Consider the following 12,681-nt stretch of genomic DNA (forward strand, 5'->3'; position numbering starts at 1 on the left):
GCCGCCTCGCGGGCGGCTGCGGCCGATTTGGATGCCCGACCTCGTGTCGGGCTTTTTTTTCGTCTCCGAATTGCCGGGCACCGACCGCACGCACGTTTTCGATCGGCATCGCGTGTCACAATGGCGCGACCGTCGATCCCGCCCCCACGCCATGCGCCGCCTCGCCCTGCAACTCGCCGCGACACTTTTCACGTTGATGATCGCCACGGCGGCGCTCGCCGATCTTCAGTATTTCCACAAGCGCTTTGCAGGACGGATCGGCGGCCGCTATGCGTTCACGATGGACGTCAAGAATGTCGACGGAAAGCTGACGGGCAGCTACCGCTACGTCGGCAAGCACGCCGATATTCCGCTGAGCGGCAAGATCGACCCGTCGGGCAGCTTCACGATGGACGAGACGGGCGGCACCGGGCAACGCACCGGCACGTTCACGGGCAAGGTGGCCGGCAACACGCTGGACGGCACCTGGGCATCGTCCGACGGTGCTCGGCGCCTGCCCGTCGACGCGCAACAGACCTCTGAAATCGTCATCGGCTCGAAGCGCGAGATTCTCACGCAGGCGATCGGCACTTACGCGCTCGACAGCGTCTCCGGCTCCGGTGGCGCCAATGCGATGTGGGACTCGTGGCGGAACAAAGGCCGATGGGAATCCAACGTATCGAGCATTTCGATGGCGCGGCGCGAATTCTCGGACGTGAGCCTCACGCGCAAGGATCTGCGGCGACTCGACAGCATGACGATCACCGTGGACCCGGCGCTCGCCACGCGCCTGAACGTCGATGGCAAGGTACTGGTGTCGATCCCGTACCGCGACGCGGGGATGCAGTACGAGATCGGCGCGCCCCACGACAGTGTCGTGGAAGACGGGCTGAAAGCACTGTCGCCTGCCACCACGGTGCATGACGAGCAGCTCTACCTGCTCGCCCGCGACGCGATCGACTTCGTCCCCGCGATGTCGGGAAATTTCCTGCCCGACGACAGTCCGGACATCGTGACGGTCAGCTATGCCGTCGTCGACAAAACCTTCACCGTCTACCTGCAAGACGGCAACTGCTGCGGCGGCACCCTGTTCACGTTCCGACGCAAGGGCAAGTGACGCGATCCGCGCTCGCACGTAGGGCCGCTGACGGACAGTGCGCGACGCGTCGAGGCGCGGACAGCGGCATTCAGGACAATCCTGCCCGGGACGTTCGACGTCCGCGCAAGTGCTGCCGGTAATCGCGCGTCGCCCAAAGCGTCACGCCGCGTTGTCCGCACGCGCCTTCGCGCCGGCACCGGCGCCCGCTCGCCGCGCATTCTTCTTCAAATGCGTGCGGTTGTATTCGATCGCCGCGCGCACGAGCTGCTTCAGCGCCCGCTTGTCGAGCCGGTCGCCTTCGAAGAAATCGATCGCGCGCCGCGCATTGCCGTCGAGGCCGTCGTTGAACAGCTGGTCGGGATCGGGCAGGTGCGCGCCGTGCATGAAGGTCACCTTCACCTTGCCCTTGTGCGCATTCGCGACGGCGATCATTCCGTCGCACGCCCAAACGGGACTGCCCATCCATTTCCATTCCTCGACGATGCCCGCTTGCGCGCCGAGGATCGTCTCGCGCAGCTCGGCGAAGGTCTTGCCGCGCCAGTCGTCGATGCCGGCGATCAGCGCGTCGATACGCTGCGACGGCGTGAGGTCCGTGGTGCTCATGTGCGCGCCTCCGTGCCTGCGTCCGGGCGGGCCAGGACCTGTTCGAGCGCGTCGAGGAACCGGACCCAGCCGTGCTGCGCGCCGCGGTACGCCTGCTCCTGATCCGTGCGGAAACCGACCTGCTCCATCCGCAGGTGCGTGCCGGCGGGCGTTGGCGTGAGCGTCCACGTGACGACGCTTTCGAGCCCGTACGCGGCCCACGTATAAGACAGCGCGCGCGGCGGCTCGATCGTCAGGATCGTGCAGTCGACCGAACCCCAGTCGGCGCGGAAGCTGAAGGCGCGGCCCGCGACGGGCTCGAAGTCGCTCTTCATCAACCATGCCTCGATCAGATGCGGTTGCGTGAGTGCGCGCCAGATCTTCTCCGGCGGATGAGGCAGCTCCCGTTCGACGACGACGGAACGCGTTTCGGTGGTGGCCTGGTTCATTACTGATCCATCCTTTTCAGAAGGTCTTCGAGGGCGTCGAACCGGTTCTGCCAGAAGCCGGCCATCTGGCTCGTCCAGTCGATCAACGGGGCCAGCGCTTGCGGCTGCGCGCTGTAGTGCGTCTGCCGGCCTTCGTGACGGTCGCTCACGAGCCCGGCCTGCTTCAGGACGCCGAGATGCTTCGAGACGGCCGGCTGCGAGACGCCCGCGTGGGCCGTCAACGCGGCGACCGTCAGTTCGCCGTCCGCGCATAGACGCTCGAAGAGCGCACGGCGCGTCGGATCGGCAAGCGTCCTGAAAAGCATGTCGTGGGCGTTCTGCATGTCCTTATTCATAACTCGCTGGTTATGGGTTGAAGGATATCCGGTGAACGGCGAGAGTCAAGGCGGAATTTCACGCACGACGCTGCGCGATCTTGCGCGTGCCCGTCGTCCGCCCGGCACGCGCATGCGCAGGTCTGGATTCGAGCAATCCCTCTAATCCGCAATTGCCGCATGCGATCCGAAAGCCGCCCGCAAGACCGCCGGAAGCCCCGTTCCACAGTTCGGGAAACGTTCGCGACCGGCCGGCCTCTTTTTTATGCACGTGCGAAACCGTTCGTGCCGCAGCGCCCCGTTTGACCACATAGTGCGACGCGGCACGCGGCAACGACCGGACACGCACGCTGCACGCACGCGTCGATCCGCTCTGCGATCGTGTACGTTCCGGCGCCGCGACGAGCGACTCGTGCGTACGAACGTCGCGCGTTGCCGCGCCGTCGTGTCGAGAACCGGTTCCGTTCGTCGCGGGCGCGATCGCGTGCGCGCGGGCCGCCCTGCCTGCGCGCACACGTGCCGATGTCAGAACTGACAGCTAGGGAAACTGGCAGCTACCTGAACGGCAGCGACGCCCTACGCTCGTCACCGCTCGCGACCCCACAAGGGTCGAGGGCTCCAGCAACGTCGTCTCTCCTAAAAAGGACTCCCGATGAAAAGGAATGCCTGGTTTGCCCTGCCCCTGCCGTCGCCCCGCCGCCTCGCGTGCGTGGCACCGCTCGTGTTCGCCGCCGCTGCGGCGCATGCGGCGACGGATTGGGTCGACACCCATACGAAGGCCTTTCTGACCGGCCCGCAGTTGATGGCGCGCAGCGCGGCGCCGTCGCTCGAACTCGCGGCCGGCGAAACGACCAACGTCGTCGTCAGCCTGAAGCTGCGCAACGCCGCGCAGCTCAAGCAACTGGCGCGCGACGTGAACAGGCCGGGCAGCGCGCACTACCACCAGTACCTGACGCCCGAGCAGTTCCTCTCCAGCTACGCGCCGACCGAAGCGCAGGTGAAGTCGGTGGTCGACTATCTGCACAAGAGCGGCTTCACGAACGTCGAGGTCGCGCCGAACCGGCTGCTGGTCTCCGCCAGCGGCACGGCCGGCACGGTGAAGGCCGCGTTCAACACGTCGCTCGTGCACTTCCAGTACGCGGGCCGTTCTGGTTACGCGAACACGTCGACCGCACAGGTGCCGCGCGCGCTCGGCGACGTCGTCGGCTCGGTGCTCGGGCTGCAGAACGTCGCGCGTGCCCATCCGATGCTGCGCATCGGCAACGTGGCGAAGCCGCAGGCGCTCGCGGCCGGCACGGCCACCGGCCACTATCCGAAGGAATTCCCGGGTCTCTACAACGCGACCGGCGTGCCGACCGCGGCCGGCGTGACCGTCGGCATCATCACGATCGGCGGCGTGTCGCAGACGCTCGCGGACCTGAAGCAGTTCACGTCGAGCAACGGTTACGGCACGGTGTCGACGCAGACGGTCAAGACCAACGGCTCGGGCGGCAGCTATACCGACGACCAGGACGGCCAGGGCGAATGGGATCTCGACAGCCAGTCGATCGTCGGCTCGGCCGGCGGCCAGGTCGGCAAGCTCGTGTTCTACATGGCGGACCTCAACGCCAGCGGCAACACGGGGCTCACGCAGGCGTTCAACCGCGCGGTGTCGGACAACACCGCGAAGGTGATCAACGTATCGCTCGGCTGGTGCGAAACCGACGCGAACGCCGACGGCACGATCGACGCCGAGGAACAGATCTTCACGACCGCCGCCGCGCAAGGCCAGACGTTCTCCGTTTCGTCGGGCGACGAAGGCGTGTACGAGTGCAACAACCGCGGCTATCCGGACGGCGCGAACTACACGGTGTCGTGGCCGGCTTCGTCGCCGCACGTGCTCGCGATCGGCGGCACGACGCTCTACACGACGTCGGCGGGCGCGTTCTCGAACGAGACGGTGTGGAACGAAGGGCTCGACGGCAACGGCAAGCTGTGGTCGACGGGCGGCGGCGTCAGCACGATCCTGCCCGCGCCGTCGTGGCAGTCGGGCAGCAACCGCCAGTTGCCGGACGTCGCGTTCGACGCCGCGCAAAGCACCGGCGCGTACATCTACAACTACGGCCAGTTGCAGCAGATCGGCGGCACGAGCCTCGCCGCACCGATCTTCACCGGCTTCTGGGCGCGTCTGCTCGCAGCCAACGGCACGGGGATCGGCTTCCCCGCCGGCAATTTCTACGCCGACATTCCGTCGAACCCGTCGCTCGTGCGCTACGACGTGGTATCGGGGAACAACGGCTATCAGGGGTATGGCTACAAGGCAGGCACCGGCTGGGATTACACGACCGGCTTCGGCAGCCTGAACATCGCGAACCTCAACTCGCTGATCAAGTCGGGCAGGTTCTAAGCGAAGCGTGACGGCCGGCGCGCGGCGGGGGTGCGTTGCGCGCCGGTTCGAGATTTTCCGGCGATCGCGGTCCGATCGTCGGCCTGCGCGTGGACCGCGCCCATCCCTACTCGGTCGCGCGCTCGCTCGCAGGCTCCGACGCGGCCGGCACACCGGCCCGATGCGACGGCACAAAGAGCCGCAGCCCGCTCGCGACGCTCGCGGCCCCGGCGAAGCCCGCACCGAGCATCAGTGCCAGTGTGGGCCCGTGGCGCCCCGCGATCCCGAACGACAGTGCGACGAGCGCCGCGCCCGTCGCCTGCCCGATCAGCCGCGCGGTCGCGATGATCCCGCTGGCGCCGCCGCTGCGCTCGGGCGGCGCGCTCGACATCAGCGCCTTCAGGTTCGGCGACTGGAAAAAACCGAAGCCCGCGCCGCACAGCATCATCCGCCAGCCGATGTCGATGACGCCCGGCGCCGCCGGCAACGCGGCGAGCGACACCATGCCCGCGCTCAGCAATGCAAGACCGATCGCGCCGAGCAGGCCTGGCGGATAGCGATCCGACAACCGGCCCGCGATCGGCGCGGCGAACGCGACGATCGCCGACCACGGCGTCATCAGGAACCCCGTCTCGACCGCGTTGCGATGCAGGACGGTTTCGAAATAGAACGGCAGCGACACGAACGCAAGCCCCTGCGCGGCGAACGCGCACACGGCGGTCAGTGCCGACAGCGTGAACACCGGCCGGCGAAACAGGTCGACCGGCAGCATCGGCGCCGGATGCCCGGCCTGGCGGCGGATCAGCAGCCAGCCGAACGTGACCGCGACCGCGGCCGCCGCGCACACGACGGCAAGCGGCCCGCGCTGCGCGAATTCGCCGAGCGCGAAGATCAGCGACGCGAACGTGATCACGTTGAACAATGCGGCGACCGGATCGAACACATGCTTGCCGCGCGCCGTCTGCGGCAGCGACGGAATCGCGACTGCAAGCGCGAACACGCCGAGCGGCACGTTCACCGCAAACAGCCACGGCCACGCGGCAACCGACAGGATCAGCGATGCGATCGTCGGCCCCACCGCGAACGACACGCCGACCACGAGCGCGTTGAAGCCGACGCCGCGCCCGAGCCGGTGCGCGGGAAACAGGCCGCGGATCAGCGCGACGTTGACGCTCATGATCGCGCTCGCGCCGAAGCCCTGCACGATCCGCGCGGCCGTCAGCATCGGCAGCGTCGACGCGAGCGAGCAGCCGAGCGATGCGAGCGTGAACACCGCGAGCCCGGCGACGTACACGCGCTTGTGGCCGACGATGTCACCGAGCGACGCGAACGGCAGCAGCGTCGCGACCATCGCGAGCTGGTATGCGTTGATGATCCACACGGACGCGGCCGGCGACGCATGCAGGTCGGTCGCGATCGCGGGCAGCGCGGTGTTCGCGATCGCGGTGTCGAGCGTCGCGAGCGCGACGGCCAGCAGCACGGCGGACATCGCGCGCCAGTTGACGGCCGGCTCATGCGCGCCGGCTGGGGTAGCGAATTCGGACAAGATGAAGCTCGGCTGACGAGCGACGCGGGGTGCCGCGTCGCGGATTGGACTCGCGGCGGCGTTCCGGTCGCACCGCACGGAACGCGTGCCGCCGCGCCCCGTATTGTTGCAGAGCCGCATCGAACGTGCAGGCCGCCGCGTCGTCAGTCAGCGAAATGAAAGCCGCCGCGTGGCCGTGCGGGAAGCACGACCAGCGGGCGCGGCACGCCGGCCCGCCTCGTCAGCTCACCGCGCGCCGCGCATTGCGCCCGCGCAGCCATTCGAGCGCCAGCAGCAGGCTCGTCGAGAAAATGATCAGGATCGTTGCGAGCGCAGCGATCGTCGGACTGATGTTCTCGCGAATGCCGGTGAACATCTGGCGCGGCAGCGTCGTCTGGTCCGCACCCGCGAGGAACAGCGTGACGACCACCTCGTCGAACGACGTCGCGAACGCGAACAGCGCGCCCGACATCACGCCCGGCGCGATCACCGGCAGCGTCACGCGAAAGAACGTCGACACCGGGTTCGCGCCGAGCGACAGGCTCGCGCGCACGAGGTTCTGGTTGAAGCCCTGCAGTGTCGCGGCAACCGTCGTCACGACGAACGGCACGCCGAGCGCCGCGTGCGCGGCGATCAGCCCCGTGTAGGTGTTCGCGAGCCCGAGCGGCGCGAAAAACAGGTACATGCCGACGCCCACCACGACCACCGGCACGATCATCGGCGACAGCAGCACGGCCATCAGCAGCCCCTTGCCGCGGAAGTCGGCCTTCGTCAGACCGATCGCCGCGAGCGTGCCGAGCACGGTCGCGACGACGGTCGCCGACGGCGCGACGATGAAGCTGTTCTTCGCGGCCATCCGCCACTCGTCGGATGCGATCAGGTTCTCGTACCAGCGCGTCGAGAAGCCCGGGATCGGATAGACGAGGAACGTGCTCGACGAGAACGACAGCGGCACGATCGCGAGCACCGGCAGGATCAGGTACAGCAGCGTCAGCACGACGAGCACGCGCAGCGCGACGTACCACGCGCGCTCGACGAACGACATGTGCGGCGCGAACAGCGGCCTGGCGAGTTTCATGGTTCGAATTCCCTTCCCGTTTCGTGGCGTGTTCCGGCCCGGCCGCTCAGCCGAGGCTCACGTTGGTGCGCGTGAAGCGCCCGTACACCGCGTACAGCACGAGCGTCGCCGCGAGCAGCAGCCCGCCGAGCGCACACGCCATGCCCCAGTTGATCGTCACGTTCGTGAAGTACGCGACGTAGTAGCTGACCATCTGGTCGTTCGGCCCGCCGAGCAGCGCGGGCGTGATGTAGTAGCCGATCGCGAGGATGAACACGAGCAGCGCGCCCGCGCCGACGCCCGGATAGGTCTGCGGCACGTACACGCGCCAGAACGCGGCGAACGGATGGCTGCCGAGCGACACGGCCGCGCGCTGATAGGTCGGCGGGATCGACTTCATCACGCTGTAGAGCGGCAGGATCATGAACGGCAGCAGGATGTGCGTCATCGAGATGTACACGCCGACGCGGTTGAACAGCAGCGTGAGCGGATGCGAGATCAGCCCGCTGCCGATCAGCGCCTTGTTGACGAGCCCTTCGCTCTGCAGCAGCACGATCCATGCGGCGACGCGCACGAGCACCGAGGTCCAGAACGGGATCAGCACGAGGATCATCACGAGGTTCGCGCGACGCTCGGACAGCGTCGAGATCCAGTACGCGAGCGGGTAGCCGAGCAGCAGCGCGAACAGCGTGACGGCCACGCCGATCACGAACGTGCGGCCGAAGATCGCAAGATAGATCGACTGGTCGGGATCGGCCTGCACGATATGGCCGAAGCCGTCCTGCTTGTGGTCGAGCGCGGCAAGCAGGTAGAACGGCGACACCTGGCTGCCGTTCTTCGCGATCGCCTGCCAGTATGCGACGTCGCCCCAGCGCGAATCGAGGTCGATGAATTTCGCGCGCATCTGCGCGGGCGTGAGCGCCGCGTCATTGTCGCCCTTCAGCGGCATCGCGCGCGCCGTCTTCGCGACGAGCGAGCGATAGCCGGGAATCTCGGTGTTCAGGCGCCGCGCGAGCGCCCCCATCGCCTCGCTGTCGGCCACCTTCGTCATGTCGGCCGCGAGCGCGACGTACGCGGCGTCTGCCGGCGGCGCCTTGCGGTCCCAGCCCGACAGCGCGGCGACCGTGTTCGGCAACGCGGTCGCGATCTCCGGGTTCTGCACCGCGCGCGTGAGCAGCGTGCCGATCGGCACGACGAAAATCAGCAGCAGGAAAATCGCGAGCGGCGCGACCAGCAGCAGCGCCATCGTGCGCTTGCGGGCCTCGGCGGCTTTCAGCTCGCGCTTGAGCGCGGCGTTCGGCGGCGAGGAAGGCGCGATCGTCATCGTATTCAACGGTTCTCTCCGGCCGGGCACGTTCCGGCGGAAGGCCGCGCGACACGATCGACGTGCCGCGCGGCCGGTTGCATCAGGACACCGTTCAGGAGGCCTGACCGGTTACTTCGTCGCCCATGCGGCGAAGCGCTGCTCGAGCTCGTCGCTGTGGTCGGTCCAGAAGCCGATGTCTTCCAGCACCGCGTTCTTGCCGTTGGCCGGCGAGTTGGGCAGGTTCGCGAGCGTCTTCGGGTCGAGCGCCTTGATCGCCGCAATGTTCGCCGGGCCGTACGCGATGTGCTGCGCATACGCCTGCTGCGGCTTCGGCGTCAGCGAATACGCGATGTACTGCTCGGCCAGCGCCTTGTTCGGCGAACCCTTCGGAATCGCCCAGTAGTCGAGGTCGTAGATGCTGCCGTTCCACACGACCTTCAGGTTCTTGCCTTCCTTCTGCGCGGCGTCGATGCGGCCGTTGTACGCGGTCGACATCACGACGTCGCCGGCGACGAGGAACTGCGGCGGCTGCGCGCCGGCTTCCCACCACTGGATGTACGGCTTCAGCTCGTCGAGCTTCTTGAACGCGCGGTCCTGGCCGGCCTTCGTGCCGAGCACCTTGTACACGTCCTTCGGCGCGACGCCGTCGGCCATCAGCGCGAATTCGAGGTTGTAGCGCGCACCCTTGCGCATGCCGCGCTTGCCGGGGAATTTCTTTACGTTCCAGAAATCGGCCCAGCCGGTCGGCGCCGACTTCAGCTTGTCCGCGTTGTACGACAGCGCCGTCGACCACACGAAGAAACCGACGCCGCACACCTGCGGCGATTCCGGAATCAGGTCGGACTTCTTCGCGATCTTCGACCAGTCGAGCTTCTCGTACAGCCCTTCGTCGCAGCCGCGGTTCAGGTCGCCCGATTCGACTTCGACCACGTCCCAGTTGACGTGCTTCGCCTCGACCATCGCCTTCACCTTCGCCTGCTCGCCGTTGTATTCGACGGCGGTGACCTTGTTGCCGGTCGCCTTCTCGAACGGCTGGTTGAACGCGACCTTCTGCGCGTCGCCGTTCGCGCCGCCGAAGTTGACGACCGTAAGCTCGGCAGCCGATGCCGATGCGCCGACGACGGCGAGCGCCAGTGCCAGCGCGGTGCGCCGTGCGGTAAAGCGTGCTCGGTTCATGGTGGTTCCTCTCCTCTCGTGGTGGAAGTGGGCAGTTGTTGTTGACGACGTGCTGCGGAAAATCGGGAAAACCCTGCTCAAGCGAACACGCGCAGGTGTTCGGGCGCGAACGCGAGCGCGACCGGTGCGCCGGGCAAGAACGCATCGAGCGCGCCGGTGCCGAGCGGCACCTTCACGAAGCATTCGTCCTGGCCCGGCAGCGCGCAGCGCATGCGCACGTGATCGCCGAAATAGATGAGGCTGCGGGCCTCGCCGCTCAGCCGGTTGGCGGCCGCGCCGTTCGCGTGACCGTTCGCGCCGTGCACGGCCAGGCTCATGCGTTCGGGGCGGATGCACGCGACGGCCGGCGCGCCTTCCGCGGCTTCGCCGATGCGGCGGCCGACGAGCTTCGTGCCGTCGTCGAGCCGGAATTCGCAGAACTCGCCGTCGACGCGCGCGATGGTGCCGCGCAGCCGGTTGCTGTCGCCGATGAAGTTCGCGACGAATTCGTTGCACGGCGATTCGTACAGGCGGTCGACGGTGTCGAGCTGCTGCACGATGCCCTTGTCGAACACGGCGACGCGATCGGACATCGTCAGCGCCTCGCCCTGGTCGTGCGTCACGTACACGAAGGTCACGCCGAGCTTTTCGTGCAGCGCCTTCAGTTCGTACTGCATGTGTTCGCGCAACTGCTTGTCGAGCGCGCCGAGCGGCTCGTCCATCAGCACCAGCTTCGGCTCGAACACGAGCGCACGCGCGAGCGCGATGCGCTGCTGCTGGCCGCCCGACAGCTGCGCCGGGTAGCGTTTCGCGAAGCGCTCCATCTGCACCATCTTCAGCGCATGCGCGACACGCTCCACGCGCTCGGCCGCCGGCAGCTTGCGCACGGTCAGCGGATACGCGACGTTCTGCTCGACCGTCAGGTGCGGAAACAGTGCGTAGTTCTGGAACACCATGCCGATGTTGCGCTTGTGCGGCGGCACGGTGTTCAGCAGCTCGCCGTCGAGGCGGATCTCGCCGCCGGTCGGGAATTCAAAGCCGGCGAGCATCATCAGGCAGGTCGTCTTGCCGGAGCCCGACGGCCCGAGCAGCGTCAGGAATTCCCCGCGGTGGATGTCGAGGTCGAGCGATTTGACGACCAGCGTTTCGCCGTCGTAGGTCTTCCGCACGCCGCGAAAGCTGACGATCACATCATCGGACTTCATCGTGGCTGTCCCCTTGCTTCGCGACAATTGATTTTGAGATGCGAGCCACTATACGGCGCGCACGGTTCTACAATAGGGAACCATTTCAATATTACTAGTAGGACCACTTTGGATACCGTGATCCTCGCCGACTGGCTCTCCGCCCGTCTCGACCGCAGCTCGCCCGAGCCGATGTACCGGCAGTTGCTGCAGCAGATGCAACAGGCCATCCTGACCGGGGAATTGGGGCCAGGAATCAAGCTGCCGAGTTCGCGCACGCTGGCGGCCGACCTGTCGATCGCGCGCAATACCGTGCTGCACGTGTACGACCAGTTGACGGCCGAAGGCTATGTGCTGACGACCACCGGCAGCGGTACCTACGTGGCCGACACGCGGCCGGACGCCGCGGCGATCCACGTGCCGGGCGCCGCGCCGTCGCCGTCGAGCCCCGACGAAGCGCCGCTGCCGGACGCGCAGGGCGGGCTGTCGATGCGCGGCCGGCAACTGATCGAGCACGCCGGCGTGTCGCGGCGCCAGTGGGGCGCGTTCATGCCGGGCGTGCCGGACGTGTCGGAATTCCCGAGCCGGACGTGGAGCCGCCTGCAGGCGCGGCTGTGGAAGGAGGCGAACCCGGAGCTGCTGACCTATGCGCCGGGCGGCGGCTACCGGCCGTTGCGGCGCGCGCTCGCCGATTACCTGCGTGTCGCGCGCTCGGTCAAATGCTCGCCGGACCAGGTGATCATCACGACGGGCATCCACCAGTCGATCGATCTCGCGGTGCGGCTGCTGTCCGACATCGGCGATCGCGCGTGGGTCGAGGAGCCGTGCTACTGGGGCGTGCGCAGCGTGTTGCAGGCGGCCGGCCTCGCACTGACGCCGGTGCCGGTCGACCAGGAAGGGCTCGACCCGCGCGCGAGCGACATGCAGCATCCGCCGCGGCTCGTGCTCGTCACGCCGTCGCATCAATACCCGCTCGGGATGGTGATGAGCCTCGCACGGCGCCGGATGCTGCTCGAATACGCACGCCGGCACCGCTGCTGGATCATCGAGGACGACTACGACAGCGAGTTCCGCTACGGCAGCCGCCCGCTCGCATCGCTGCAGGGGCTCGACGACGGCGGTCGCGTGATCTACGTCGGCAGCCTCGGCAAGATGCTGTTCCCGGGGCTGCGGATGGGCTACATGGTCGTGCCCGAGCATCTGGTCGACACGTTCCGCACCGGGTTGTCGGAGCTGTACCGCGAAGGCCAGCTGATGCAGCAGGCCGTGCTCGCCGAATTCATCATGGACGGCCACCTGACTTCGCACGTCAGACGAATGCGTACGCTGTACGGCGAGCGCCGGCAGCTGATGATCGACGCGATCCGCGCGCGCTTCGGCGACGCGCTGCCCGTGATGGGCGACGAGGCCGGCCTGCATCTCGTGCTCGGCCTGCCCGACGCGTGCGACGATCGCGCGGTCACGCAGAGCGCGTTCGACGCGGGCGTGATCGTGCGCCCGCTCACCAGCTACTACAGCAGCGTGGACACCGCGCAGCGCGGCCTGCTGCTCGGCTATGCGTGCGTCGCGCACGAAGGCATCGGGCCCGCGTTCGACACGCTCGCGAATACCATCGAGCAACACCTGCCGCGCGATCTCACGCGCGCGGCATAGCGGCCCGCGCCCA

At 67.5% G+C, this 12,681-nt stretch carries 11 protein-coding genes; 3 read left to right on the plus strand and 8 right to left on the minus strand.

All coding sequences use genetic code 11. From position 1 onward, the window contains the following. Window positions 1-31 precede the first annotated feature (31 nt). Window positions 32-1,096 (plus strand): hypothetical protein, encoded by a 1,065-nt coding sequence (locus tag HWX08_RS06550; protein WP_244122681.1) that lies wholly within the window; start codon window positions 32-34, stop codon window positions 1,094-1,096. 141 nt (window positions 1,097-1,237) lie between these two features. Here HWX08_RS06550 and HWX08_RS06555 read toward each other — a convergent pair whose 3' ends face one another. From HWX08_RS06555 to HWX08_RS06565, 3 genes are read right to left on the minus strand one after another with little or no spacing between them, the layout of a single operon-like run. Next, the gene (locus HWX08_RS06555) at window positions 1,238-1,681 is read right to left on the minus strand and encodes a DUF1801 domain-containing protein (protein ID WP_174922248.1); all 444 of its coding nucleotides are present in this window, start codon (window positions 1,679-1,681) and stop codon (window positions 1,238-1,240) included. Next, a complete protein-coding gene (locus tag HWX08_RS06560; protein ID WP_069259508.1) occupies window positions 1,678-2,109 on the minus strand; it encodes an SRPBCC family protein in 432 nt (143 codons plus the stop codon). The genes HWX08_RS06555 and HWX08_RS06560 overlap by 4 nt, the downstream gene beginning before the upstream one ends. Continuing rightward, window positions 2,109-2,432, minus strand: a complete 324-nt coding sequence (locus HWX08_RS06565; protein WP_041493622.1) for an ArsR/SmtB family transcription factor — start codon at window positions 2,430-2,432, stop codon at window positions 2,109-2,111. Before HWX08_RS06565 ends, HWX08_RS06560 begins: the two co-directional genes overlap by 1 nt. 643 nt (window positions 2,433-3,075) lie before the next feature. Between HWX08_RS06565 and HWX08_RS06570 the strand changes: the two genes are divergently transcribed. Continuing rightward, on the plus strand, window positions 3,076-4,809 hold the full coding sequence (locus HWX08_RS06570; protein WP_107309830.1) for a S53 family peptidase: 1,734 nt from the start codon (window positions 3,076-3,078) through the stop codon (window positions 4,807-4,809). A gap of 106 nt (window positions 4,810-4,915) precedes the next feature. On the opposite strand, the gene HWX08_RS06575 is transcribed toward HWX08_RS06570, so the two are convergent. From HWX08_RS06575 to HWX08_RS06595, 5 genes are all read right to left on the minus strand, one after another. Next, complete coding sequence (locus HWX08_RS06575) at window positions 4,916-6,334, minus strand: MFS transporter (RefSeq protein WP_174922247.1); 1,419 nt, start codon at window positions 6,332-6,334, stop codon at window positions 4,916-4,918. A 220-nt stretch (window positions 6,335-6,554) separates the two neighbouring features. After that, window positions 6,555-7,391, minus strand: a complete 837-nt coding sequence (locus HWX08_RS06580) for an ABC transporter permease (protein WP_049032914.1) — start codon at window positions 7,389-7,391, stop codon at window positions 6,555-6,557. Between the two features lie 46 nt (window positions 7,392-7,437). Beyond that, window positions 7,438-8,694 carry an ABC transporter permease gene (locus HWX08_RS06585; protein ID WP_069261107.1) on the minus strand — a complete coding sequence of 419 codons (1,257 nt, stop codon included), beginning with the start codon at window positions 8,692-8,694 and terminating at the stop codon, window positions 7,438-7,440. Window positions 8,695-8,805: 111 nt separating this feature from the next. Next, the gene (locus HWX08_RS06590; RefSeq protein WP_069259506.1) at window positions 8,806-9,852 is read right to left on the minus strand and encodes an ABC transporter substrate-binding protein; all 1,047 of its coding nucleotides are present in this window, start codon (window positions 9,850-9,852) and stop codon (window positions 8,806-8,808) included. A gap of 77 nt (window positions 9,853-9,929) precedes the next feature. Then, window positions 9,930-11,036: an ABC transporter ATP-binding protein gene (locus HWX08_RS06595; protein ID WP_174922246.1), complete on the minus strand. Its 1,107-nt coding sequence runs from the start codon at window positions 11,034-11,036 to the stop codon at window positions 9,930-9,932. Window positions 11,037-11,144: 108 nt separating this feature from the next. Here HWX08_RS06595 and pdxR point away from each other — a divergent pair, with 108 nt between their 5' ends. Further along, window positions 11,145-12,668 (plus strand): MocR-like pyridoxine biosynthesis transcription factor PdxR, encoded by a 1,524-nt coding sequence (pdxR, locus tag HWX08_RS06600; protein WP_174922245.1) that lies wholly within the window; start codon window positions 11,145-11,147, stop codon window positions 12,666-12,668. The last annotated feature ends 13 nt before the right edge of the window (window positions 12,669-12,681 follow it).

It is taken from the genome of Burkholderia metallica (assembly GCF_902832845.1).
Taxonomy (GTDB): domain Bacteria; phylum Pseudomonadota; class Gammaproteobacteria; order Burkholderiales; family Burkholderiaceae; genus Burkholderia; species Burkholderia metallica.